Genomic DNA, 24,806 nt, shown 5'->3' with positions numbered 1-24,806 from the left:
CCGAAGGGTGCGGGCGGGAACCCCCCGGCCCCCATTCGCCCTCCCTGGCAGACCTTGCGGTCCAGGGAGGGCCCGTGCGCCCAAGCCGTCAGGGCTTGACGGTGACGTTGATCTTGAAGGAGCGCTCCACCACACCCGGCGTGAACGCCTTGGCGAGGAAGAACTCCATTTCGAAGTTGCCGGGGTTGCGCGGCGTGAAGAAGAACTCGCGGGTGGCCGGGCTGCCGTTGGGGCCCGGCTCGAAGTTGGCTTCGCGCAGACCCACGCGCTTGGCCAGCGTGGGCTCGATGGCCCAGGTGGCGCCGGGCTGCTCCTGCAGGCGCACCGTGAGGCCGTGGTTGAGCTTCACGTCCACGGACGTGGGCACCTCGCCCTCGATGTGCACCAGCTCCATCTCGTCGCGCGACACCGAGCGCGCCTCGGACGGACGCGGCTCCACCGTCTCCGCGGTGATGCGGCCACCCCAGCCGGACGTCTTGTCCACCACGCCCGTCACCTGGAGCGTCTGCCCCACGTGCTTGCGCAGGCTCTTCACCGCCGCCTTGCCCTCGATGGCGAAGGACACCTGCTGGCGCGTGCCGCCGTTGGACACGACGAGCACGAAGTCCTCGCCCATCATCTCCAGGTTGCCCCGGATGCTGGCGAAGCCCTTGATGCCGGCGCCCATGCCCGCGGCGACGGCCATGGAGACCTCGCCGGGCGACAGGTAGCGCAGCTTCGGCTCCGAGTCCGAGGCAGGCGGCGCGACCTCTTCCACCTCCGGCTTCTTGGCGGAGTACTTGCGCACCTCCACCACGCCGCTGTGGTTGGTCGTCTTCTTGATGAGGCCGCTCACGGAGACCTTGTGGTCCACGTAGGCCGGCAGCACTTCCTGATCCGGTCCCTGCAACAGGAACGTCAGCTCGCGCTTGTCGCGGCCCACGACGACCAGGTGGGGCATCTCGCCGCTGAGGACGAGCCGGCCCTTGAGGCTGCCCTCGCCCATCACGCCGCGGCCCTCGCCGGCGGTGAGCAGCTGCTCCATCTCACGCTTCGTGAGCGGCTCGCCCACGGGCGGAAGCTTCGTCGCGCGCGGGCGCGGCTTCTCCACGGGAGGACCGGCGGGGACGAGCGACGGGGTCTTGCCCCCCGCCTTCCCGGCACCCTTCTTCCCGGCGGGCGCGGCCACGGGCGCGGTCTTCGCGGCGGGCGCGGCCTTGCCGGCCTTCGCGGGAGGCGCCGGAGGAGCGGCCTTGGCCGCCGCCTTCTTGGCGGCCGCGGGGGCCTTCTCCACCTTCTCCGCCACCGCCTTCTTCGCCGCCGCGACCTTTCCCTTCGCCCCTTCAGCCACCGCCTTGACGACCTTCGTCGCGGCCGTCGCCACCTTCTTCGAGGCGTTCCTGATCAGATCCAGGCGGGCCGCGTTGTCCTTCTTCGCGGCAGGCTTCGCACCGGCTTTTGCAGCGGGAGTAGGCTTCTTCGCCCCGGACTTGGGCTTGGCCATCGACGCTGTCTCCTTGGAAATTTCCCGTGTGCTATCAACGGGTTGGCGGGACGCCCCTGCTGTTGGACGCGAGCCTCGCGATCACGATTGCTTGTAACGATGATCAGCTGGGCTGTCAAACTAACACTTGATTTTCCCACGGACTTTGGGTGGGAAAACAGCATGAGTGACGCCCCTATATTGCTTCCGGTGGAGGAGGCCCGAGCGCGGATCCTCGGGCTGTGCACGCCGCTGGCCACCGAGTGGGTGCCCGGGGACGACGCCCTGGGCCGAGCGCTGGCCGAGGACGTCCTTGCCCGCCGCACCCTGCCCCCCTGGGACAACTCCGCCATGGACGGCTACGCGGTCCAGGCCCGGGACCTGGCGGGCCCCCTGCCCGTGCGCCTCGTGGTGGGCGAGACGGTGTTCGCCGGCAGACGCCCCACCCGGGAGGTCGTGCCCGGCACGTGCGCGCGGATCATGACCGGGGCGCCGCTGCCCCTGGGCGCGGACGCGGTGGTGATGCGCGAGCGCACCCGCCCCGTCCCCGCCGCTCCCCACGACGCGCCGGACGCCGTGGAGATCCTGGAGGCCGTGGGGCCAGGGAACTTCATCCGCCCCCGGGGCGAGGACGCGAAGGAAGGCGACCTCCTGCTGCGGCGCGGCACGCCCCTGGGCATCCCGGAGCTGGGGCTCCTGTGGGCGCAGGGCCAGGGCACGGTGCCGGTCCCCCGCCGGCCGCGCGTGGCGGTGCTGTCCACCGGGGACGAGCTGTGCCGGGTGGACGAGCCCCCCGGCGACGGCATCGTGGACATCAACGCCCCCGCCCTGGCCCTGGCGGTGCGGCGCGCGGGCGGCGTGCCCACGCTCCTGGGCATCGCCCGGGACACGCGCCAGGCCGTCCAGGAGGCCCTGGCACGCACCGAGGGCTTCGACGTGGTGCTCACCAGCGCCGGCGTCTCCGTGGGCGACCACGACTTCGTGAAGGACGCCCTGGAGGCCCTGGGCGTGGAGCAGCGCTTCTGGCGCGTGGCCATCAAGCCCGGCAAGCCGCTGGTGGTGGGCCAGCGGGGCTCCACCCTCTTCATGGGCCTGCCCGGCAACCCCACGTCGTCCCTGGTGACCTTCGAACTCTTCGTGCGCCCCGCCCTGCGCCGGCTCCTGGGGCACGCGGACGTGGAGCCACCCCGCGTCGCCGGCCGCCTGGAGGGGCAGCTCTCCAAGGCCCCGGGGCTTGCCCACTATGTGCGCGTCACGGCCACCTGGCGAGCGGGCGAGCTGTGGGCGAAGCCCCTGGGGACTCAGACCTCCGGTGCCCTGCGTTCAGCTGCGGCAGCCACACATCTGCTTCACTTCCCCCGAGAAATCAGCAGCTTGACTGATGGCTCCCATGTGGAGCTGCTCCCTCTCTCGTGGGTCGCTTGAGCAACGAAGTCCACGTCCGCCGCATCCAAACAGGCGGGTTTCACCACACCCATCGGGGTGTCACCTTGACTTGCATCCGGGGGGGCGAGAAGTAACGGCCCCTCTCTGGGAGACGACCTACCATGTCCGACACGCGCTCACCCCAGGTCCTGCCGACCCGAAAGCCGACCCAGCACCTGGAGCGGTACTCGGAGGCGGATGTGCCCACGGCCCGTGGAGTGCTGAAGACCATCGTCTTCCGCGACAAGCGGAACGGGCGCGAGCACGTGGCGCTGGTGGTGGGCGAGCCCCAGGGGATGGAGGGGGTGCCGGTGCGCATCCACTCGGAGTGCCTCACGAGCGAGGTCTTCGGCAGCCTCAAGTGCGACTGCCGCGAGCAGCTGGACCGGGCGCTCGACTTCGTGTCCCAGAACGGGCTGGGCGTGGTGCTCTACCTGCGCCAGGAGGGCCGGGGCATCGGCCTGGGCAACAAGATCAAGGCCTACGCCCTGCAGTCCAAGGGGCTGGACACCTACGAGGCCAACCGCCAGCTGGGCTTCGCGGATGACTTGCGCTCGTACGACATCGCTGCGGAAATGCTGCGGTCGTTGGATGTGCGGTCGGTGGACCTGATCACCAACAATCCGCTGAAGATCGCCGGGCTGGTGGAGGAAGGCGTGGCGGTTCGGCGCCGAATCCCTTCCCGGACCGAGCACAATCCGCATAACCTCGACTATTTGAGGACGAAGCGCGAGCGTACGGGGCACCTGATTGAGCTCTTCGCGGAGGACGACGACACGGAAGCCAAGGCCGGCTGAGCGCCCGGCCCGGCGGAGCACCGCGCGCTTCGAGGTGCGCTTCTGGGGGGTGCGCGGTTCCATCCCCGCGCCAGGCCCGGCGACGAAGCGCTACGGCGGCAACACGCCGTGCGTGGAGGTCCGCTGCGGCGACGAGCTGCTCATCTTCGACCTGGGCTCTGGAGCGCGAGGCCTGGGGGATGCGCTGGTGGCGACGCGCAAGCCCATCAAGGCGTCCATCTTCATCTCGCACTACCACTACGACCACCTGCAGGGCCTGCCGTTCTTCTCGCCGATGTTCTCTCCGGCGAACGACGTGACGCTGTACGGCTCACCTCGGGACGGCAAGTCGCTCAAGCAGATCCTGGCCGGGCAGATGGTGCCCCCCTACTTCCCGGTAACGGCGGAGGACGTGTTCCGCACGCGCCTGGCGTACCGGGACGTGGTGGTGGGCGAGGACATCCCGGTGGGCAAGGCCATTGTTCGCACGCTGGAGCTGAACCACCCGGGCGGCAACGTGGGCTACCGGGTGGACTTCGGCGGGCGCTCGCTGGTGTACGCGACGGACGTGGAGCACGGCACCGCGCTGGACGCGAAGCTGTTCGACTTCGCGCGGGGCGCGGACGCGCTCATCTACGACTCCATGTACACGGAGGACGAGTACCGGGTCCGCACGGGCTGGGGCCACTCCACCTGGGAGGCGGCGGTGCGCGCGGCGGACGCCAGCGAGGTGAAGCAGCTGGTGCTCTTCCACCACGATCCGGGCCGCGACGACGCGAGCATGGACAAGCTGCTGCGCGAGGTGCGCAAGCACCGCAAGGACGCCATCGCCGCCAAGGAGGCGATGGTCATCCAGCTGTAGGGGCAGTCACGGCCTGGGCGCGCTGAGCGCCCGGGTCACCGTCTCGCGCAGGCCCCGGAAGGGCAGCCGCGCGAGCGCCGTGGGCACGTCCACCCACTCGAAGGCGTCGTGCTCCGGGCCCAGGCGCACCTGGGTGTCCGGCGCGGCGTGCACCGCGAAGCCGTGCTCCTCCACCAGCTTCGGCGGCAGCGCATCCCCCAGCGCGAACGCGTGGCGGTAGGCCAGGTCCACCACGGGGAGCTGAAGGCCCGTCTCCTCCGCCACCTCGCGGCGGGCGGCCTCCACGGGGGACTCGCCCGGCTCCAGGCGCCCCGTCACCGTCTGCCAGAAGCCACCGCGCTCCGGCGTCCGGCGCAGCAGCAGCACGCGCGCTTCCGGCCCCCGGCCGTGCATCACGGCGACGCTCACCGTGCGCAGGTCCACCGTGCCGTCCACGCGCTGGGCGTCGAAGACCTGGGTGAACTCGCGCGCGAGCACCTCCTCCACGTCCGGGACGGACACGGGGTGGCCCAGCTCGCGCTGCATGGACGTGACGCCCGCCTCGCGGATGCCGCACGGGACGATGAGCTGGAAGTGCTCCAGGTTCGTGTTCACGTTGAGCGCGAAGCCGTGCGTGGTGAGCCAGCGCGACAGGTGCACGCCAATGGCGCCAATCTTCCGCGCGTCCGGTGAGCCCTCCTGCCCCAGCCACACCCCCGGCCACTTGGGGATGGCGCCAGCGGTGAGGCCAAAGGCCGCGAGCGTCTGGGTGAGGCCGCGCTCCACGTCGCGCACGTAGCGGCGCACGTCGCGGCGCTCCGGCGGCAGGAGGAGGATGGGGTAGCCCACCACCTGTCCGGGGCCGTGGTAGGTGACGTCGCCGCCGCGGTTGGTGTCGAACACCTCCACGCCCTCTTCCGAGAGGCGCGCGTCCGTGGCGGTGATGTTCTCGCGCTTCGCGGCGCGGCCCAGCGTGAGGACGGGCGGGTGCTCCAACAGCAGCAGCGCGTCCCCAATGAGCTCCTGCAGGCGGGCCTCGCCGAACAGGTGCATCAGCTTCAGTCCGTCCTCGTACTCCACCCGGCCCAGGCGGAAGACGGTGAGCGTGTTCATGGTGATCCCTTTCGCCCCCCTCGTGGGTTGTGGGATGGCGCGGCGGGCGTCTGGGCCGCTTCCAGGCTCCAACTGCCCGCGTAGACGCGCGACAGCAGCGCCTGGAGCTCATGCCCCGCGCGTGGGGAGCGGACCGCTTCGGCGGCGAACGCCCCCAGGACTTCTTCGGACAACGTCACTGCCGGCTGGCGCAGGGCCAGGGTGCGGCGGGCCACTTCGACCAGCTCCGGCACCGTGGGGCGGCGCACCGGGAGCAGCACCTGCACGCGCTCCAGGAGCGACACCGGCACGGTGCCCTGCACGGCTTCGATCATGCCCGCGGTGGTGGGGACGGGCAGGCTGCCACCCTCCCCTCGCACCCACAGGCCCAGCGACGACACGGCGCCGCGAGCGCTCATCACCACCGCGCGCGCCGGGCGGTGGGCCAGGAACGCGGTCAGCGCGGCCTGGGCCCGGGGCTCCAGGCGGTCCACGTCCTCCACGAGGAGCGTCTCCGTGCCCGGCGTGGACTCCAGCGCGTCCACGGACGCGAGCACGCCCTGGCCGCGCCGCTGGAGCGACTGGAAGAAGAGGCTCTTGCCGCAGCCCTCCGGGCCCACGAGCAGCAGGCACCGAGCGCCCGCCTGGACCGTGCGCTCCAGCAGGGTCTTCACCTCGTCGTGGCCCACCATCTCCACGACCCCAGCGCGCGGCTCCTCCACCACGGGCTTGCGCACGGGGGATGGAGCGGCGACGTCGCCCAGCAGGCCCTGGGATTCGCCCAGGCAGCCCTTGCAGATGAACGCGCCCGCCGGGCCCGCCACCAGGTCACCCACCTCGCCTCGGGGCCGGCAGCAGAACGAGCACCATGCGTCCAGGGCCGGATCCGCGCGGGTGGGGCCCCGCTCGATGATGCGCTTCTCGCGCCGGCGGCCTCGCGCGGGCTCAGCGTGCACGGGCGAGGTGTCCTCGTCCGGCGGCCGCAGGAGTCCTCCGGGAGCGACGGTGTCGTCGGCGCCCGAGGCGCGAAGCAGGCCGGTCGCGGGGTCGAGCTCGTCCTCTTCCGGAGGCAGGAGCAGTCCGCCCGGGACGACGACATCGTCGTCAGAGGCATCGCGCTGGCTACTCGGGCCGACGGCATGCATGCGCCCGGACAGGGGCCGTGGCGCAACCGATGCGACTCCCTCCTCTGACGGCCGCGAAGCATCGCGATCCTCAGCCGAACGCGGCCCCCCGCCAGAAGCGGTGGCCTCCGTGTCTTCGAGCGAAGCTCGCGGGCCACCTGCATCGATAGCGGCAGTTCCCTCGGGCTCGGTGGGCGTGCTCGTGGCGCGGGTCGCGGAGGCGGTCCCGTCAGGCGGGGTGATGGCCTCGGCCGGGGACGGCGCACCGATGGCGGCGATCCTTCCGGCGAGCCTGGGCAGACCGGGCTCGGTGGGCAGCGCCGAGCCGCCGGTCACGGTGGGGTCCTCCAGCGTGTGCGCCACGGCGTCCGCCTTGTCGTTGAACGCGTCGGAGACGGCGTCGCCCCAGCTCACCGCGCGGTAGGCCACCGCGTCCTTGTTGCCCGTCATCGCCGCGGTGAAGGCCGGGCTGACGTCCGGGTCCCGGGCCTTCAACTGGCGCGCCTGCCGCAACAGCTGCGAGGCGCGCGAGGTGTGCCCGGACTTCTGGAACAGCGCGGCGGCCTGCTCCAGGCACTCCGCCGCTCGCGCACGGTCTCCCTGGAGCTCGGCGGTCTGCGCGGCGCGGATCAACTCACGGGGATTGTCGGCCATCGCGGCTGCCCGCCTTCAACGTTGCTGTTCCGGAGGTCCCCCGCGTCCCGGCCGCCCCCCGGAGCAGGAGCGGTCGGGAGTGCCCCACGACGCGTGTCCTCACGCCATCGCGAGGAACAGCAGGTCCGGCGCTTCCAGGTACTTGATGATCTCGTACACGAAGCTCGCCGCGACATCGCCGTCGATGACGCGGTGGTCGCAGGACAGCGACAGGTTCATCATGTCCCGGACCACGACCTGGTCGTTCTTCACCGCCGGGCGCTTCTTCAGCTTGTGAACGCCCAGGATGCCCACCTCCGGGTGGTTCAGGATGGGCGTGGCGAACAGGCCGCCGCTCTGCCCCAGCGACGTAATCGTGAAGGTGCCGCCCGTCAGCTCCTCCATCTTCAGCTTGCGGTCGCGCGCCGCGACGCTCAGGCGGGTGATCTCCTTCGCCAGCTCGCCCAGCGTAAGCTGGTCCGCGTTGCGCACCACCGCCACCGTGAGGCCGTCCGGCGTGGCCACCGCGATGCCGATGTTGTACTCGCCGCGCACCACCAGCTCCTGCGTCGCCTCGTCGAAGTTCGCGTTGAGGTGCGGGAACTTCTTCATCGCGGCGATGGTCGCCTTCACGATGAACGGCAGGTAGGTCAGCTTCGTGCCGTCACCGGCCGCCGCCAGCTGGCTGTTGAGCCGCGTGCGCAGCGCGACCAGGTCCGTGGCGTCCACCTCCTCCACGAACGCGAAGTGCGGCATCGTGAACTTCGAGCGCACCATCTTCTCGGCGATCTTCTTGCGCAGCCCGCGCAGCGCGATGCGCTCGTCGCCCTTGCCCGCTGACAGCGGCGCCGCCGGACGCGCGGCCTGGGGCGCGGGGGCCGCGACCTCGTTCTTCTTCGGCGCGCCGGTCCCCCCCTCCAGCGCCGCCACCACGTCCGCCTTCGTCACGCGGCCCTGCGGACCGGAGCCGGAGATCTCCGCCAGGTCCAGGCCGTGCTCGCGCGCCATGCGGCGCGTGACGGGCGTGGCCAGCACCTTCGTGGCGGAAGCCGGGGCCGCGGGCGCCGCCGCCTGCGCGGGGCTCGAAGCCGGAGCGCCGTGGGACGCCGGAGCGCCATGGGACGCGGGAGCCTGCGCCGAGGGAGCGCCGCCCTCCATCTCCAGCGTCACCAGCAGCTGGTGCACCTTCGCCATGTCGCCCTCACGGCCGTGCGTCTTCACGACGCGGCCGGCGTGGGGGGTGGGCACGGTGACGGTGGCCTTGTCCGTCATCACCTCGGCGAGCACCTGGTCTTCCTTCACCAGGTCGCCCTCCTTGACGTGCCACTTCACGAGCTCGCCCTCCGTCACGCCTTCGCCGAGGTCCGGGAGCTTGAATTCGAAAGTCGCCATGAGGGGGTGTGTCTCTCTCTGGTTGGGGAAGGGGTGCGTCCGGTCAGCCGAGTCGCTCGACGCGCTCGCGCTCCATCAGGCCCTTCATGAAGAACTCGGCGGCGCGGTAGCTGGAGCGAACCAGCGGCCCGGACGCCACGTAGAGGAATCCGAAGGACTCCGCCAGCGCCTTGTAGGCTTCGAACTGCGCGGGCGTCACGAAGCGCTCCACGCGCAGGTGGTACTGCGACGGCTGCAGGTACTGGCCCAGCGTGAGCACGTCCACGCCCACGTCGCGCAAATCCTTGAACGTGCGCTCCAGCTCCTCGTCCGTCTCGCCCAGGCCCACCATGACGGACGTCTTGGTGTAGACCTTCTCCGGGCGGTTCTTCAGGTACTCCAGCACGCGCAGGGACTGGCGGTACGTCGCGCGGCGGTCGCGCACCGTGGGCGTCAGCCGCTCCACCGTCTCCACGTTGTGCGCCACCACGTGCGGCTTCGCCTGCGCCACCGTGGCCAGGTCCTCTTCCTTCCCCTTGAAGTCGGGGATGAGCACCTCCACGAGCGTGCGCGGGCTCTCCTTGCGCAGCTCCCGGATGGCGGACGCGAAGTGGCCGGCGCCTCCGTCCGGACGGTCGTCGCGGTTCACCGACGTGACGACGATGTACTCCAGGTTCATCTCCCGCACCGCCTGCGCCAGATGGATGGGCTCCATCGGGTCCAGCGGCGGGGGCGCCCCCACCTTCACGTGGCAGAAGCGGCACGCGCGCGTGCACACCTCGCCCATCAGCATCACCGTGGCGGTGCCACCGCCCCAGCACTCGGCGATGTTCGGGCAGCGGGCCTCCTCGCACACCGTGGACAGCCCCACCCGCTTCACGATGGCCTTCACCCGCTCATAGCCCTCGCCATGCGGCAGGCGCACCTTCAACCACTCGGGTTTACGGGTGCTTTCAGAGACCTGTGGGAGGGGAAACCGGTCGGGAGTCGCCATGGGTCGCGGGCCTTCTAGAGGGTGGGTGAAAGCAGGGTCAAGCGTGAAGCCCTAACGCCTCGCGTTAGCGCGGGCCAACCCCGAGGACAACTTCCGGGAGGTGTAACGCGGTGGACAGGGCGCGGCCACGCGCGGGGGGCATGGCCATCCTCCAGCGCATGGCGGCCATCCACCTGGGAACGAGCGGCTACGTCTACAAGCACTGGAAGGGGCTCTTCTATCCGGACGGGCTGCCGGTCCGCCGCTGGCTCCCCTACTACGCGCGCGTGTTCTCCACCGTGGAGCTCAACGCCACGTTCTACCGCCTGCCCACGGAGGCGGCCGTGGACGGCTGGCGCGAGCAGGTACCGCGCGGATTTCGCTTCGCGTGCAAGGGCAGCCGCTTCCTCACGCACCTGAAGCGCCTCCAGGAGGTGGGCGAGGGCGTGGAGCTCTTCCACTCGCGGGTGCTGCGGCTGGGCAGCCGGCTGGGGCCCCTCCTGTGGCAATTGCCGCCGACCATGACGAAGCCGGACCCCGAGCGGCTGGAGCGCTTCCTCGCCCACCTGCCGGGCGGCGTGCGGCACGTCTTCGAGTTCCGGAACGCGGCCTGGTACCACCCGGAGGTGCTCGCGTTGCTGGACGCGTATGGCGCGGCGGTGTGCGAGCACGACCTCGTGGACGTGCCCGTGCCCCGCCCCACCGGTGGCTTCCGCTACCTGCGCTTCCACGGCGCGCAAGGGCGCTACGAGGGCCGCTATGGACGCCGCGCGCTCCGGCGGGTGGCGGACGATGTGAGCGCCTGGCGCGACGCGGGCCGGACGGCGTGGGTGTTCTTCAACAACGACCTGAAGGGCCACGCGCTGCTGGACGCGTTCGACCTGGCGGACCTGCTGGGTGAACCGCTGCACCGGCCGGAGCCGTCCGCCGTGCCCCAAGACAGCGGCGCCCGGCCCTCCCCGTGAGGACCGGACGCCGCCGGGACCGCGTGCCCGGGGGGATTACTGACCGAGCACCTGCACCTCGATGCGGCGGTTCTGCACGCGGCCCTCAGCAGTGTCGTTGGAGGCGATGGGATTCGCGTCACCCTCGCCGCTGACCTCGATGCGGTCCTGCGGGATGCCTCGGCGCACGAGCGCCCGGCGCACGCTCTCCGCGCGGCTCTCCGACAGCTGCCGGTTGGCGTTCGCGTCGCCACTGGAGTCGGTGAAGCCGTTGATGCGCACGCGCGCGTCGGACTTCTCCTGCATCACGTCACCCAGTTCGCCCACCATGCGCTGGCTGCTCTTGGTGAGCTGCGACGAGCCCGTCTTGAACTCCACGCCCTCCAGCACGAAGCCCTGCTGCGCGCTCGGGCCACTGAAGGCCTCACGCAGGCTGTTGGGGTCGCTCGCGCGCATCTTCTCCTGGCCCGAACCGCCGGTGCCCGCGGTCTGCTTCTCCACGTCGCCGGAGCCACCCGTGCCCGCGTCGGTCGCCATGTTGGCGCTCTCGCTCGGCTGTTTGCCAGAGCCGCCCGTGCCCTCGTTCCCCACCGTGCCGGCGCCACCCGTCGCGGGCGGGCTCGGCTGCGTGGCCCGCGGCTGGGTCGCGGGAGGCGTCGCGGGCGGGGGTGTCGTGGGCCGCGCGGGCTGGGGGGTCTGCGCGACGCGCTCCTGCGCGGGAGGCGGTGTGGTGTGGCTCACCTGCGGAGCCCGGGCGGACTCGTGCCTGCGTCCTCGCAGGGCGCCCCACGCGAGCACGACCAGGGCGAGCAGGGCCAGCGGAATGGCCCAGCCGGCGATGCTCTTCTTGCGCTCCGGCGGGCGGTTGTAGGTCGTTCGGGGCGTCGTCTCGCGCACGGTGTGGGCCTCGCGCACGGGCCCCGTCTCACGAACCTGCGACACGGTCTCGCGGTGGGGTTCGATGACCTCCGCGACCGCGTGGCGCGCACCGCCGAAGCCCAGGATGCCGCCCAGGCCCGCGGGCAGCGCGGCGGCGATGTTGTTGCGCTGGCCGTTGAGCAGCTGCATCAGCCCGGAAGAACCCATGCGTTGGTCACGCACCTGCTTGCCCAGGACGCCCATCAGCATGGGGGCGGCCAGGGACAACAGCCGCGTCGCCGAGCCGGCATTGCGCATCCCGCCGAAGCGCGTGAGCCCTTCGGTGACGCCGCCCAGCTTGTTGCCGAAGATGCCGCTCAGCATCCCCTTCCCGCTCTCCTCCTCGTCGAGGAGCCCCTCGCCGACACCGCCGGCGCGTGGGGGCGCGTCCGGCCCGGTGTAGCCGCCCTCGTTGAGCTTCGTCAGCAGGCGGTGGGCACCGGCCTCGTTTCCGCCCTGGTCCACGACGCCCGCGGCCACGGAGGCGATGGCGCCCGGCAGCGCCTTGGTGGTGGCCTGCGGATCCTCGCCCAGCGAAGCGCTGATCTTCTGGAGCAATCCCTTCTGCATGAACTGTGAGCCGACTGCTTCGATCAGATTGAACGCCATGTGATGCCTCCCGGTTGGGTTCCGCACCGGGATGGCCGGTGCGCGAAGCCACCTCCCCACCGGACCGCGCGGGGCTGAGGGCTCTGGTGCAATCGATACGGAGCACGGCGGTTGCTGATAAGCCTTGGCGGAGAGGCCGGAGGAGAGCCCCCGGAGGGCCGTCACCTTCGCGGACGACTGCGAACTGGAGGCCATGACGGCCCTCGCGTTCACTTGTCCCGAGGCTGCTCCAGGAGGGCGCGCGGGAAGTAGTGCGCGAGCAACTGCTCCGCGGTCCAGCCCTGCCGTGCGAGCAGGGCCGCGCCAGCCTGACAGAGGCCGACGCCATGGCCGTGGCCCTGTCCTTCGAGGAGTGCCTGGTCACCACCAAGCGTCATCGAGAACCGCGCGCTGCGGATCCGATCCCAACCGGCACGCGCTCCGAGCGCGCGGAAGAACGCGTCACCGCGGCCCTCGCGTCCCGAAGCGCGGTCCACCACGCGCACCACCGCGCCGCTGGAGTCCCGCTCCAGCAGCAGATCCTCCGCCTGAGCGGGGCCGCCGACCGCGACCGACGCGGCGGCCGACACCAGCGCGCGAGGCACGACGGCGCGCCACGGCGACGCGGGACAGCGGTCAGGCACGGCGGCGGCGCCCGTGAGGTCCGGGGCACCGAACACGGCCACGGGCTCGGCGGTATGTCCGCCGCAGCTTGCGTGGAATGGAGCGAGGGCCGCGGCGCCGCTGTGAAGGCGCAGCACGACGCCTTCCGTGGAGCGGGTGGCATCGCGGGCGCGGCGCAGGTGGCGGGCAAAGCCCTCACCGCGAAGGACCTGGCAGTGAGTGAGGTCGCAGGCCCGGGCCTCGTCGTGCCGTTTGCCGGAAGCGAGCACGTAGCTGCGCGCGGTGATGGCCTGTGCGCGGAGCGCCTCGAAAGGGGTGTCGACCTCGGTCTCGCTCGCGGTAACGGCGGCGACGTAGGTCTCCAGCGCGAAGGTGGCGACGACGATCAACTCACCGTCCTGGGCCTCCAGCGAAAGCGCGGCCTCATAGCGCCGGTCCAGGCCACGGCCCCGGACATGCCAGCGGCCAGCGTCGAGCCGCAGGGCATGAGGCTGGGGGCGGCCATCGACCACGAGCGTGTTCCCCGACGCAACGACCTCCAGCGAGCGCGGACCGTCCAGACGCAGGCGCGCGGGCCGGTGCTTGGAGAGGATGCGAACGTCGACCTGCGTACCGGCCACGGGCTTACGCGCACGGGCCGCGGGCGCAGAGGACGCACTCGCGGCGGCTGGCGAGCTGGCTGCTGGCGACGACCGCGTAGGCCGTGAAGTGGTGCTGACGTGCGTATCGGCCAGGGGCTGATGCGCGCGGGAAGCAGGCGCGGAGGATTCGCTCGCATCGGCCAACGCGCGGGCCGCGAGCGACGCCCGCGCGGGCTGTGAAGTGGAACGGACATGCGTATCAGCCGCCGGAGACAACGCGCCCGTGCTCCCGACGTCAGGCGCCGTGCCCGCCACCAGCGCGGCGATGAGCACGGCCACGCCCGCCGCGTTCATCGGACCCGGAACCGCGTCACCGCCAGCGGCTCGGAGCCACCGGGCGCCCAGAGCTCCAACCGCCGCTCTCCCGCCACCGCCGGCAGCCGTGTCACGAAGGGCGGACGCAGTTCGATGCGGCGGCCGTCGTCCGTGCGCAGCTCCAGCAGCTTCGCCCCCTGTGGCGCCATCACCCGCACGGGCACGGCCTGCGCGCTTTCGGGCAGCTCGGGCTCCACCAGGAACTCATCCCCGTTCGCCGGCAGGATGAAGCCGGGCTGCATGCCCGGACCGCCCTCGGCACTCACCGACGTGGAGGCCAGTCCTTCCGCTTGTGCCCACGCGAGATACGCCGGGCCCACGTCCAGCGAGCCGTCGCCCCGGTGCATGGTGCACGTGTGGCGCGGCGCCGTGCCCGGCAGGTAGACCTCCTTCATCGCTCCGGGACAGTTCGGGCCCGCGCGCTCGCCGGACAGCGGGCAGATCTCCGCGGACTCGAAGTGGTTCCGGTCCACCAGCGGCGCGGCACGCAGGCCCCTCATCGCCAGCGCCATCACCCGCGCGAACACCGGGCCCGCGCCCGTGATGCCGGACACCCCGCGCATCGGCGTGCCGTCGAAGTTGCCCACCCAGACCGCCACCGTGCGCTCGCGCGTGAAGCCCGCCGCCCAGTTGTCCACGTGCGCCCGGCTCGTCCCCGTCTTCGCCGCCACGCGGAACGGCAGCCGCAACGCATTGTCCAGGCCGAAGGCCGGTGCCCGCGCGGCCTCGTCCGCCAGCACGTCCGTGAGCAGCTCCACCGGCCGCGCCGCCAGGAAGCGGTGCTCCTCCAACTCCTGCGGAATCCTCAGCGGCCTGCCGTCCGGCCCGAACGCCGCGCGCACCTCCCTCAACGGCCCCACCACCCCACCCCGCGCCAGCCCCCGGTACGCCCGCGCCAGCTCGCGCAGCGTCACGTCCCCGTTGCCCAGCACGATGCCCACGCCGTAGTGCGACGCGCTCTCCTTGAGACTCTGGAAGCCCGCCTCGCGCAGCACGCGCAGCACCTGCTCCGGCCCCAGCGCGTCCGCCACCCGCACGGCCGGGATGTTGTAGCTGGACGCCAGCGCCGCCCGCAGCCGCACCGGACCGTGCGCGCGCCGATCATAGTTCTTCGGCACATACGCGCCGCCCGGCGTCGCCAGGTGCACCTCCACGTCCGCGAGCACGCTCGACGGCGTGAAGCCCTTGCTCAGCGCCAGCCCGTACGCGAACGGCTTGAGCGCGGACCCCGGCTGCCGCAGCGAGCGCACGCCGTCGTTCTGCCCGCCCTTCTCCTCGTCCAGGAAGTCCGAGGACCCCACGTACGCGAGCACCTCGCCCGAAGCATTGTCGATGACGATGGCCGCCGCCTCGCCCACGCGCCGGTGCGCCAAACCCCGCAGCTCCTCCGTGATGGCCTTCTCCACCGCCACCTGGAGCGCAGGGTCGATGGTCGTCTCGATGCGCGACGCCCGATCCAACCCCAGCTCCGGCAGCCGCTGGAGCAGCGCCGTCGTCAGGTGCGGCACCTCGAACACGCGCTCCGGAGGCACCAGGTCCAGCGGCGTCTCCTCCGCCAGCCGCGCCTCCTCCTTCGTCAGGAAGCCCTCCTCCACCATGCGCGACAGCACGTCGCGCATCCCGGCCTTGGCCATCTCCGGCCGCCGGTATGGATCCCTCCGCGCGGGCGACCGGGCCATCCCCGCGAGCAGCGCCGCCTGCCCCGCCGACAGCCGCTCCGCGGGCCGCCCGAAGTACCGCCGCGCCGCCGCCTCCACGCCGAACGTGGAGTTCCCCAGCGGCACGCGGTCCAGGTACTCCAGCAGCACCTGCTCCTTGGACAGGTGCGCGGTCAGCCGCAGCGCCCACAGCGCCTCGCCGGCCTTGCCCCACCAGGAGCGCTCCCGGGGCACCAGCCTGCGCGCCAGCTGCTGCGGAATCGTGGACGCGCCGGACACGATGCGCCCGGCGGACACGTTGTCTCGCGCCGCCCGGGCCACCGCCACCACGTCCACGCCCGGATGCCACGTGAAGCGTTGATCCTCCGCGGCGATGAAGGCCTGCCGCACCTTCGGAGGAATGCGTCCCTCCGGAAGGCCCACACTGCGTCCGTCCTCGCGGGAGAGCACCTCGCGCAGGGCGTGGCCCGTGCGGTCGGTGAGCACCAGCGAGGACAGCGCCTCGCGGGACAACAACGTCCCCGGCAGGGGCCACGCGACGAAGCCCGCGCAGCCCACCACCAGGAGCGCCGCCAGTACCGCCACGGCGCGCACCGTCCCGCGAAGCGTGAGGCGCTTCATCACTTCGAAGCGACCTCGTCCGGCATCAGCACCGGGAAGCGTCCACCCTCGGAGCGGCCGAACACCTCCGGCGCGTACATCTCCTCCGCGTGCGCGGGCTTGAGCAGGAAGTCACCCGGCGTCGTGGCCCGGGCGACGAAGGTCGCCACGTGCACACCGGGGGGCAGCTCGTCGGCGAAGAACACCACGCGGTCATCCCGCATCTCCGTGTGGTTGAACGGCGACCAGAAGCGCGTGGCCCAGACGTTCTGGGGCTCGTCCGTCTCCGACAGGTCCTCCTCGCTCTCGTACTCGTAGCCCTCGCCGGGGCCCTCCTCCTGGCCGGAGCCCGCGGGGCCCGGCAGCCGCGCCGTGCTGGCCAGCGACGTGTCCACCGGCTCCAGGCCCGCGGGCAGCGGCACGTCCACCGCCACGAAGTTGCGCCGCATGGGCGTGGCCACGCGCACGCGCACGCGCACCAGCTCGCCCGCGCGCGCCGCCTTCGCCTGGCCGCCGCCCGTGTACGGCTCGAACCAGCGCTGGACGATGATGCCCCGGTCCATGGGGTCCACCGGCAGCTGCGCCGGCGCGTAGCGCAGGAGCGCCCCGTAGTAGAGGTTGCCCGTGCCGTTCACCCCGAAGGTGAGCGGCTGCGCCTTGTCCGCCGGGCCCAGCTTCTCCACCGGCACCTGCACCGTCTTCACGCCCATGTCGCGGCCCTTGAAGTCGGCGGAGGCAATCACCTGCCCGCCCAGCTTCACCACCGCCTCGAAGGACGGCACGGCCGTCTCCTTGCGGCGCACCACCTCCGACAGCGCCATCAGCGTGAAGGCCGCCTCCTGCGTGTTGCGGAAGCGCCCGTCACCCTCGCGCGCGGACGCCAGGTAGCGGCCCATCTTCGACACGTAGGGGTGGTCCGGCTGCACGTCCACCAGCGTCTGGAGCACCAGCGCCGTGGTGCGAGTGTCGGAGGACCAGAGCGGCGCGTACGTCTTGGGGTCCGTCTCCTGGAAGTGCACGCCCGCCGCGGACTCCTGGGCCTGGTTGAGCAGCTCCTGGAGCAGCTTCTGGCCCTGCGCGCGGTTGCCCTTCCCCACGAAGATGGCGTCCGTCAGCATCGCCTGCGCGAAGAGCGGCAGCTTCTGCCGCTGCTCGAACAGCTCGTTGTAGTACGACGGCCGCGGCGACCCCATGCGCGACAGCGTGTAGAGCGCGAACACCCGCGTCTCCAGCCCCGGCGCGTTGCAGCCATAGGCGCACTGCGTGCACACGCCCGCCGCCACCTTGTCCGCCAGGAACTTCCTCGCCTTGTCGAGCACGCCCGCGTTCACCGGGTAGCCCACCTCCTTCGCGCGCGCCAACGCCAGCGTCGCGTACGCGGACGCATACGGCGACGCGCAATCACTGGAGGCCCAGAAGCGGAAGCCGCCGTCGTGGTTCTGGAGCGCTTCAATCTTGCGCACCGTCGCCGTCACCACCGCGTCCGGATCCAGCGTGCCCTGCGTCTTCAGCGCGTCCTCGCTGAGGAAGCCGCGCACGAACGCCTGCTTCTGCTCTTCCGAGCCGCCGGTCCACGCCACGCCGAACTTGCCGGACAGCTCGCGCAGCGCGACGAACGGCACCAGCCGCGACGACATCTGCTCCAGGCACCCGTAGGGGTAGTCCACCAGCTGGTTCATCGACTCGTCGAACCCGCCCATCACGGTGGAGGACATCGTCAGCGAGAGGCCGCCCATGCCCGGACGCACGCCACCCGGCGGCTTGAGCCCTTCCACGCGCTCGTTGGTCGTGTCGCCGTAGACCGCCACCGCCTCCATGCCCACGGGCAGCTGCACGGGGATCTTCTGCTCCACCCCGTCCGTCTCACCGCCACCCGCGACGGCGAAGCGCAGCACCGCGGTGCCCGGCTGCTCGGCCACGAAGGTGAAGCGCACCTCGCGGGCCTTGCCGTCCAACTGCACCGTCTTCTCCGAGGGCCCCTCCACGCGCACGCCCGTGAGCTGCGCGGTGACCTTGGCCTCCTTGATGGCCGGGTTGGTGGTGTGGATGACCACGCCCGCCTCCGCCTTGTCACCCACGCGCACCAACCGGGGCAGCGCCGGCAGCGCCAGCAGCGGCTTGGCCACCTGCACCTTGCTCTCGCCCACGCCGAAGCGGTCCGCGTCCGTCACGGCCACCGCCATGATGCGGAAGGTGGTCAGGTTGTCCGGCAGCGTGAACTCCACCTTCGCCTGGCCCTGGTCGTCCGTCTCCACCGACTGGAACACCGCCGTCGTCTTGAAGTTGGACCGGATGCCGGAGCCCGTCGTGTCGGAGCCGCCGGAGCCGCCCGGCCGCGAGCCCTTCTCGCCATACAGCTTGCGCAGCACCAGGTGGATGAGCGGCTCGCCGATGCGCACCGACAGGCCGCGCTCCTGGAACATCGCGTCCAGCGGATCCGGCGCCTTGTAGCCCGTCAGCCGCAGCACGCCCTCGTCCACGGCCCACAGCGTGACCTCGGACTTCGTGCCCTTGCCCGTCGCGTCCTTCACCGCGACGTCCACCGTCACCTTGTCGCGCGGGCGCTTCTCCGGCGCGTCCGGCGTCAGCGCCACTGACAGGCGCTTGGCCTTCTTCTCCACCTTCAGCTGGGTGTAGCCCACGCGAACGGCGGGGCGGCCCGGGTCGTCACCGGACTCGATGCCCTTGGCCGCCTCCACGCGGCCGCGCACCAGCACCACGCCCACGAAGACGTTGGGGATGGCGCCTTCACCCAGCGGCACGTCCAGCGCGGTGGCGCTGCCCTTGAGCTTCACGCGGCGCACGCTGAGCACACCCTCGCGCTCCACCGTGAGGATGGCATCCGCCTGCGGGTACGGGCTCTTCACCAGCACCTTCGCGGTGTCACCCACGTCGTACAGCTGCTTGTCCGCCACCAGGTCGATGCGATCCGTGTCGTTGCGCTGCCAGGACACCCAACCGGAGCCCGTGACGTAGAGCGAGTCGCGCGTCGTCGCCTTGCGGCCCTTGGCGTCCGTGGCCACCGCCTCCATCACGTACAGGCCGGGCTCGGCCGGGGTGAACTTGCACGGCTGCGGCGTCGCCGCGCTCTTCACATTGCACTTCGCCGCCTCCGTCTCCACCGGCTCCGTCACGGTGAACCACTGGCCGCCGTCGCCCTTCTTGCGGATGGACTTCCACTCGCGGCGCTTGATGTTCACGTCCACCGCGACGCCGTCCTGGCGCTTGCCCTCGGGCGACACCGCAACCAACTCCAGGCCCACCTCCTTGCCGGCCTCCGCGAAGCCAGTGGAGAGCGTGCGCAGGCCCGCGTAGACGTCCGCGGGGTGCACGATGATGAGGTTGCGGTTGGCGACGCGCTGACGGTTGACGTCCTCCACCTCCGCCTCCAGCGTGTACTCCCACGTCTTGCCGCCGGGCGCGTCCGCGTTGCCCACCGCCAGCGCCAGCTGGCCCTGCGCGTCCGTGCGGCCGTCACCGGAGCCGAACGATTCGCTGCTGTGCTCCGGCTGGTCGTCGTCCCACCACCAGGTGTTGACACCGAAGGTGAAGGCTTCATTGCCCGGGGGCGTGAAGAAGGAGCTCACGCGCTGCACGCTCCAGCGCACCTGCGCGTCGCCCATGGCGCCGCCGAACAGGTAGCGCGCGTCCACGCGGGCGGTGAGCGGCTCGCCGGCCGCGACGTCCTTCTTCGGCACCGCCACGTCCACGCGGAACTGCGGCGCGCGGTACTCCTCCACGCGGAAGGTGCCGCCGTAGCTCAGCGTCTCGCCGCCGACCTTCAGCTTCGCGGCCACGTCGTAGTAGCCGAGCGGCATGTCCTTGCCCAGCTTGAGGTCCGCGCGGAAGGTGCCGTACTTCGTGACGGTGGCCTCCGTCTGGAAGACCTTCTCGCCGCGCGAGCTGGTCACCGTCACCTGCGCCTTCGTGTTCGCGGGCGGAGACTTGAGGACTCCCAGGCGGCGGTAGCGCGCCACGCCCTTGAGCATCACGTCGTCACCGGGGCGGTAGATGCCGCGGTCGGCGAACACGAAGCCCAGGCTGTCCGCGACGCGGCCCTCCCACGCGCTCTGCAACGAGAACGCGCCGGGCGACATGCCGCCTTCCCACGTGGACAGCGTCACGCCGATGTCCGTGTCCTTCACCGCGGACACCATGGCCCAGGGCGTGTCCCAGGCGTTCTCGTTCTTGGGCTTGAGCAGCTCCGACAGGCCCGGCACCTTCGCCAGGCCGTTGGCGTCCGTCGTCCCCGTCCAGTGCTCCGTGCCCTGCTTGTCCCAGAGCGTGAGCTGCGCGTCCGGCACCGGGGCGCCCGTCGCCAGCGACGTCACCCACACCACGCCGGAGGCGGCGCCCAGCTTCGCGTGCACCGCCAGGTCCGTCACCTGCCCGATGACGCGGCGCGGGTACTTCTGCTTGAGCAACGGAGCATCGAGCCGCGCGAGGAACAGGCCCGTCTTCGCCCCGCTGAACGCCGGGCGCAGATCCAACGGCGTGGTGCGCTCCACGTTGCGCGCGGACTTCGTGTCCAACGTCGTCCGGTAGGGCTCCGAGGACGGCCACTCGCTGGTGTCGATGAGCTGCGCGAGCTGCGCGGGAGACAGCGCCCACACCTCCGCCTGCACCTCCGGGACGTTGGTCGTCACCATGGGGATGGAGCCGTCACCGGACGCCTCCACCAGCGCCTCGCGCGAGCCGGAGTCGAAGGACGGCTCCACGTCCGACAGCTTCACCTGGCCCTGGAAGGCGGGGCCCGTCTGGCCGAAGAGGTCCTTGTACCCTTCCGCGACCTTGATCTTGTACGTGGTGCCGGGGCGGTAGCGGCCGGGCAGCGACACGTAGGGGTTCTTCAGCTCCGAGCCCGACCACGGCAGCTGCGTCTGCACGCGCTCCCAGTCTATCTCCGCCTTCGGCTCCAGCGTCACCTTGCCCTTGAGCGAGGCGGCGTCCAGCTCATTGGACGTGAAGAGGATGAGCGGGCCGTAGGAGCACTGCTCCTCGCCCCAGGTGAACACGCACGCGCCCGCGGACTCCACCTTGAGCGCGCCGTAGGTGGCGTAGGGGTGGCGCACCGCCTCGCCCATGGGCAGCGGGCCCTCCGTGCCCGTCAGCTCACCGTCCACCACCAGGGTGAACTGCGTCCCCGAGGGCAGCTTCTGCGCGGGCTTCAGCTCGTACTTCACGCGGCGGTCCTGGGACCTGCGCGCCGGGCCGCTGCCCACCTGCACTTCCTTCACGTCCGCGAGCGGCGTCGCCTTCACCAGCGTGAGCGGCACGGGCGCGCCGGTCGCGGGCTCCAGGCGCGCGTGCTGCGCCAGGTCCTTCACCGCCTGGTTGAAGGTCAGCGTGAAGACCTGCTCCGGCTGCACCCAGCGGAACTCCGACTCCGGCTGCGCGGTCTGGAGCGAGGGGCGCTGCGTCTCGAACTGGAAGGTGTACGGCTGCGCCAGCGCGGTGCCGTCCATGGCCTTGAGGCCCGCGGGCACCGTCACCGTGTACTGCGTGCTCAGCTTCACGGGCGCGCTCGGCACGAACTCCACGCTCGCGGAGCCCAGCCAGCGCCACTCGCCTTCCAGCGCGGGGGTGATGGTCGCGGGGGCCGCCAGGCCACGCTCCGCGGCCACCGAGCCCAGGGCGATCATCGGCTTGGTGAAGGTGATGGTCGGCCGGGCGCTGCCGTAGACCTGGCCCGTCGGCCGCGCGGCCGCGATGGAGAGCGGGCCTTGCGCCGCGGCGTCCTCGGCGTCGATCTTCAGCGCGGGAGGCTCGGGCAGCGGCTCGACGGCGAGGCCAGGGGATTTCGAGGACGGAGTCGGCGCGGTGCCGGTCTCCGAGGGGCCGCCCTTCGAGTCCTTGTCGCCGCATGAACACGCGGTGGCGACGACGAGGCAGAGGGCCAGCAGAGAGAGTCTGCGCATGATGGGGCTCACGAAGTTCCAGGGCGGGCAATCGTGGATGTCCCCCCTGAAAAATGACGCGAGCACCGTACCATGGGGCACCCCGCCCCGCTTTCACTCCCGCGTCATCCGCTGAGGCGCGGATCCGCACCTCGGATTCCGAGCGCTTGAGAGTCCCGGCCCGGGCCAGGAACGCGGCTGTAACGCAGCCTGACATCCAGCACCGGAGGACCATCCGCGAGCACGGAGGTCGGGGCGAAGGCCCGGGCAACGGACACGACGCAGCCGCCCAGCAGCTTGCGCAGGTGGGACTTCGGACGGCGAGGGGATGACGCCATGGGTGCCTCCGGCCGGATGGGGAGGCACCAAGGTGGAAGGGGCGAGGCGGCCGGGCCATCGCACCGGTGCGCAGCGCCCCTTCGTTCAGCGGACAGTGGCGGGCCTTCAGCCGCCGCGCAGCAGCGTGGCGCCCGCGCCGAGCCCCAGCAGGAAGGCCACGACGACGAGCAGCATCACCCAGCGCACGGCGACGCCGGTGGCACGCGGGGTCTGCTGCCCCACGGTGGCGCGCGTGGGCGCGGATTCGTCCGGCACGAGGATGCGGACCTGGATGGCGGCGGTGCGCAGCACTTCGTCCACGTCGGTGAGGAACTTCTCGTACTCCTCCGGGACCAGCTCCAGCGGCGTGCCGTGCTGGAACTCGTAGCGCTTGGCCACGGCCTCGTGGTTGCGCAGCGAGGCCTGTCCCTTGGCCACGTCCACCCAGCCCGCGACGAGCGCGGGCGCGGTCCCCTTGCGGTCCACGAGCGAGATGGCCTGACGGGCCTGCTTGCCGCCCGCGGTGCTGGGGCCCTCGGGTTCGTCCACGCGGAGGATGCGGTGCGGAGAGCGGCCGTAGATCTTGTGCTGGAGCTCGGCCTTGAGGCGCTCCGCGAGCAGCGCGGAGTGGGTGGCGAACATCGTGCGCAGCTCGGGCGCCGCTTCGGACTGGCTCGCCGCCTGCGCGGACGGGAGTGGAGCGAAGATCATCGGCTCCGGCCGGCTGGCCTTGCGAGGAGGCTCGGAGGAGCTTCCGTCCAGTTCGGCGCCATGGCCCGCGCGGATGATCTCCGGCAGCTCGAAGCCCTCCTCCTGCTTCGCGCCGTCACGGCCCAGGCGGGCGATCTCAGGGAGCCCCTGCCCCTCGCCCTGCTTCGCGCCGCCACGAGCGGAGCCCGCTCCCCGGGAAGGGCGCGCGATCTCCGGAAGGCCCTGGCCCTCTTCGCGTGCACCACCGCGACTCGGGCGGACGATCTCCGGCAGGTCCTGCCCCTCTTCGCGAGTCACCGCACGCCCCGGACGAACGGCCTCTGGAGCGCCCTGCCCGTTCTCGCGTGCGCCGCCACGCGATGGGCGAGCACCCTCGCCCGCGCGCCCCTGCCGGACATTCTCCCCGTCACGTGACGGGCGCGAGGCCGTCGCCGGAGCAGCAAACGCGGCGTCCTCCTCCTCCCACGCGCCCTGGCCAGGGGGCGGCGGCGGGGGCGACAGCCCATCCACGCGGGTCTCCAGGACCAGGTCATCGTCGGGGACGGGAGGCGGCGTCATCCGCGTCTCCAGGCCCGTGAACTCGGCGACGCGCGGGGCCGCGCCCGTGGGGGGCGCGGTCCGCGACTGGTTGCCCCAGGACTTCCGGCCGGGAGCCGCCGCGGAGGAACGGGCTGCCTCCGCGGCGTCGCGCTGCACCGCGGGCGGCACCTGGGTCTGCTCGGTGCGGACCTCGTCCGTCTCGTCCAGGTCGTCGTCCAACGGTGCGACCCGGGTCTCGTCGATCCGATCCGGCTCGTCGTTCCTGCGGTGCCCCTTGGCCATGTGCGCGACCTCTCGCGTCAGACCATAGCGCTTCGCCCGGCCGCCGGGGATGGGCCGTGCACGGTCAGTATTTCGGCCAGTCCGGGCACACAATCTCGATGGAGCCGCCAAGCCACGACGCATAGGCCGCGTCGTCCGCGACCGTGTACGGCTTCCGATAGGTCCGCTCGAAATACTCCGCCCAGTGCGGCTGCGAACCATCCAGGTCCGTGAACCCGTACTCGCGCGCCAGGGTCCACGACGCGACCACACGCCCCGCCCTGCGGTGGACGTCCGGATCCGCCGCGAGCGCCGCCACCCCGCGGCCCACGTACGACGGCGTCTCCGACGCGATGAAGTCCGGGACGTTCTTCACCGCGTCGCGCCAGTTCGCCTCCTTCACCCCGAAGCCATCCAGCATCTCCTCCGAGCGCAGGAACCCCGGCGTCACCGCCAGCGCCGTGAGGTTCGTGCGGCGCAGGTCCCTCGACATCGCGAAGGCCAGCCGGATGACCGCCATCTTCGTCACGTCGTACGCGACGGCGCCCCGGTAGCCGAACGAGTCCCCATCCGTCACCTCCACGATGAGCCCCCGGTCGCGCTCCAGCATCATCGGCACCGCGTAGCGGCTGGTGACGAGGTGCGTGTACACGGCGCGGTCGAACATCAGCCGCGCCTTCGCCGGAGACTGCTTCCAGAACGCCAGCCCCAGCTCGTGCAGCGTCTCCCCGCCCCAGATGTCGTTGACCAGCACATCCAGCTTCCCGGCCTCCGCGCGGATGCGCTGACACAGCGCCTCCACCTCCTCCTCCACGGAGTGGTCCACCCGCACCGCGATGCCCTTCCCGCCCAGCGCGGTCACCTGCTCCGCCGTCTCCTCGATCGTCTCCGGCCGCGACGCTCCGCTCGCAAGCCCACCCCGTACGCTGCGCCCGGTGCAGTACACCGTGGCCCCCGCCGCCCCCAGCATCGTCGCGATTCCCCGGCCCGCGCCCCGCGTCGCTCCCGCGACCAGGGCCACCTGTCCTTCGAGTGGCTTCATGTCAGTGCTCCCCTTTCAAGCGCCACCATGCATCCCCAATCCTGACAACCCC

Annotated in this window: 16 protein-coding genes; 4 read left to right on the top strand and 12 right to left on the bottom strand. The window is 71.6% G+C overall.

The window, feature by feature from the left end; all coding sequences use genetic code 11:
- Nucleotides 1-88 precede the first annotated feature (88 nt).
- Entirely contained in the window at nt 89-1,483 is a 1,395-nt protein-coding gene (locus D7X30_RS11190) for a protease inhibitor I42 family protein (protein WP_120562877.1), read from the bottom strand.
- A 162-nt stretch (nt 1,484-1,645) separates the two neighbouring features.
- On the opposite strand from D7X30_RS11190, the gene glp reads away from it, so the two are divergent.
- The 3 genes from glp to D7X30_RS11175 all read left to right on the top strand — a co-directional run bounded on the left by glp (nt 1,646) and on the right by D7X30_RS11175 (nt 4,525).
- On the top strand, nt 1,646-2,887 hold the full coding sequence (glp, locus tag D7X30_RS11185) for a gephyrin-like molybdotransferase Glp (protein ID WP_120562876.1): 1,242 nt from the start codon (nt 1,646-1,648) through the stop codon (nt 2,885-2,887).
- A gap of 122 nt (nt 2,888-3,009) precedes the next feature.
- Complete coding sequence (gene ribA, locus D7X30_RS11180) at nt 3,010-3,684, top strand: GTP cyclohydrolase II (RefSeq protein WP_120562875.1); 675 nt, start codon at nt 3,010-3,012, stop codon at nt 3,682-3,684.
- A gap of 34 nt (nt 3,685-3,718) precedes the next feature.
- Nucleotides 3,719-4,525 carry an MBL fold metallo-hydrolase gene (locus tag D7X30_RS11175; protein ID WP_120562874.1) on the top strand — a complete coding sequence of 269 codons (807 nt, stop codon included), beginning with the start codon at nt 3,719-3,721 and terminating at the stop codon, nt 4,523-4,525.
- A 6-nt stretch (nt 4,526-4,531) separates the two neighbouring features.
- Here D7X30_RS11175 and lipB read toward each other — a convergent pair whose 3' ends face one another.
- The 4 genes from lipB to lipA form a co-directional block, all read right to left on the bottom strand.
- Nucleotides 4,532-5,617: a lipoyl(octanoyl) transferase LipB gene (gene lipB, locus D7X30_RS11170; protein WP_120562873.1), complete on the bottom strand. Its 1,086-nt coding sequence runs from the start codon at nt 5,615-5,617 to the stop codon at nt 4,532-4,534.
- Complete coding sequence (locus tag D7X30_RS11165; protein ID WP_120562872.1) at nt 5,614-7,374, bottom strand: ClpX C4-type zinc finger protein; 1,761 nt, start codon at nt 7,372-7,374, stop codon at nt 5,614-5,616. Before D7X30_RS11165 ends, lipB begins: the two co-directional genes overlap by 4 nt.
- Before the next feature lie 99 nt (nt 7,375-7,473).
- Nucleotides 7,474-8,745, bottom strand: a complete 1,272-nt coding sequence (locus D7X30_RS11160; protein WP_120562871.1) for a dihydrolipoamide acetyltransferase family protein — start codon at nt 8,743-8,745, stop codon at nt 7,474-7,476.
- A gap of 43 nt (nt 8,746-8,788) precedes the next feature.
- Nucleotides 8,789-9,718 (bottom strand): lipoyl synthase, encoded by a 930-nt coding sequence (lipA, locus tag D7X30_RS11155; RefSeq protein ID WP_014396538.1) that lies wholly within the window; start codon nt 9,716-9,718, stop codon nt 8,789-8,791.
- A 140-nt stretch (nt 9,719-9,858) separates the two neighbouring features.
- On the opposite strand from lipA, the gene D7X30_RS11150 reads away from it, so the two are divergent.
- Nucleotides 9,859-10,662, top strand: a complete 804-nt coding sequence (locus D7X30_RS11150) for a DUF72 domain-containing protein (protein WP_233591511.1) — start codon at nt 9,859-9,861, stop codon at nt 10,660-10,662.
- Between the two features lie 36 nt (nt 10,663-10,698).
- Here the strand turns inward: D7X30_RS11150 and D7X30_RS11145 are convergent, their stop codons facing one another.
- The 7 genes from D7X30_RS11145 to D7X30_RS11120 all read right to left on the bottom strand — a co-directional run bounded on the left by D7X30_RS11145 (nt 10,699) and on the right by D7X30_RS11120 (nt 24,754).
- Nucleotides 10,699-12,168 carry an OmpA family protein gene (locus D7X30_RS11145; protein ID WP_158619241.1) on the bottom strand — a complete coding sequence of 490 codons (1,470 nt, stop codon included), beginning with the start codon at nt 12,166-12,168 and terminating at the stop codon, nt 10,699-10,701.
- Nucleotides 12,169-12,377: 209 nt separating this feature from the next.
- Entirely contained in the window at nt 12,378-13,391 is a 1,014-nt protein-coding gene (locus tag D7X30_RS11140) for a SpoIID/LytB domain-containing protein (RefSeq protein ID WP_158619240.1), read from the bottom strand.
- Nucleotides 13,392-13,702: 311 nt separating this feature from the next.
- Nucleotides 13,703-16,006 carry a penicillin-binding protein 1C gene (gene pbpC / locus D7X30_RS11135; RefSeq protein WP_120562867.1) on the bottom strand — a complete coding sequence of 768 codons (2,304 nt, stop codon included), beginning with the start codon at nt 16,004-16,006 and terminating at the stop codon, nt 13,703-13,705.
- Nucleotides 16,006-21,903, bottom strand: coding sequence for an Ig-like domain-containing alpha-2-macroglobulin family protein (locus tag D7X30_RS11130; RefSeq protein ID WP_147443164.1), 5,898 nt, complete (start codon nt 21,901-21,903; stop codon nt 16,006-16,008). The genes pbpC and D7X30_RS11130 overlap by 1 nt, the downstream gene beginning before the upstream one ends.
- Before the next feature lie 104 nt (nt 21,904-22,007).
- Nucleotides 22,008-22,220: a hypothetical protein gene (locus tag D7X30_RS41630; RefSeq protein WP_147443163.1), complete on the bottom strand. Its 213-nt coding sequence runs from the start codon at nt 22,218-22,220 to the stop codon at nt 22,008-22,010.
- 106 nt (nt 22,221-22,326) lie between these two features.
- Nucleotides 22,327-23,733, bottom strand: a complete 1,407-nt coding sequence (locus tag D7X30_RS11125; protein WP_120562865.1) for a hypothetical protein — start codon at nt 23,731-23,733, stop codon at nt 22,327-22,329.
- A 64-nt stretch (nt 23,734-23,797) separates the two neighbouring features.
- Nucleotides 23,798-24,754, bottom strand: coding sequence for an SDR family oxidoreductase (locus tag D7X30_RS11120; RefSeq protein WP_120562864.1), 957 nt, complete (start codon nt 24,752-24,754; stop codon nt 23,798-23,800).
- Between the last annotated feature and the right edge of the window lie 52 nt (nt 24,755-24,806).

The organism is Corallococcus sp. AB011P (genome assembly GCF_003611605.1).
Lineage (GTDB): Bacteria > Myxococcota > Myxococcia > Myxococcales > Myxococcaceae > Corallococcus > Corallococcus coralloides.
The sequence above is the reverse complement of the archived record's forward strand: the minus strand, read 5'-3'. Positions and strand labels throughout refer to the sequence as shown.

Coding starts and splice junctions, on each gene's coding strand:
- D7X30_RS41630 (WP_147443163.1), bottom strand. CDS start 22,220: ATGGCGTCATCCCCTCGCCGTCCGAAGTCCCACCTGCGCAAGCTGCTG.
- D7X30_RS11120 (WP_120562864.1), bottom strand. CDS start 24,754: ATGAAGCCACTCGAAGGACAGGTGGCCCTGGTCGCGGGAGCGACGCGG.
- D7X30_RS11190 (WP_120562877.1), bottom strand. CDS start 1,483: ATGGCCAAGCCCAAGTCCGGGGCGAAGAAGCCTACTCCCGCTGCAAAA.
- pbpC (WP_120562867.1), bottom strand. CDS start 16,006: ATGAAGCGCCTCACGCTTCGCGGGACGGTGCGCGCCGTGGCGGTACTG.
- D7X30_RS11150 (WP_233591511.1), top strand. CDS start 9,859: ATGGCCATCCTCCAGCGCATGGCGGCCATCCACCTGGGAACGAGCGGC.
- D7X30_RS11160 (WP_120562871.1), bottom strand. CDS start 8,745: ATGGCGACTTTCGAATTCAAGCTCCCGGACCTCGGCGAAGGCGTGACG.
- glp (WP_120562876.1), top strand. CDS start 1,646: ATGAGTGACGCCCCTATATTGCTTCCGGTGGAGGAGGCCCGAGCGCGG.
- D7X30_RS11165 (WP_120562872.1), bottom strand. CDS start 7,374: ATGGCCGACAATCCCCGTGAGTTGATCCGCGCCGCGCAGACCGCCGAG.
- ribA (WP_120562875.1), top strand. CDS start 3,010: ATGTCCGACACGCGCTCACCCCAGGTCCTGCCGACCCGAAAGCCGACC.
- D7X30_RS11125 (WP_120562865.1), bottom strand. CDS start 23,733: ATGGCCAAGGGGCACCGCAGGAACGACGAGCCGGATCGGATCGACGAG.
- lipA (WP_014396538.1), bottom strand. CDS start 9,718: ATGGCGACTCCCGACCGGTTTCCCCTCCCACAGGTCTCTGAAAGCACC.
- D7X30_RS11130 (WP_147443164.1), bottom strand. CDS start 21,903: ATGCGCAGACTCTCTCTGCTGGCCCTCTGCCTCGTCGTCGCCACCGCG.
- D7X30_RS11145 (WP_158619241.1), bottom strand. CDS start 12,168: ATGGCGTTCAATCTGATCGAAGCAGTCGGCTCACAGTTCATGCAGAAG.
- lipB (WP_120562873.1), bottom strand. CDS start 5,617: ATGAACACGCTCACCGTCTTCCGCCTGGGCCGGGTGGAGTACGAGGAC.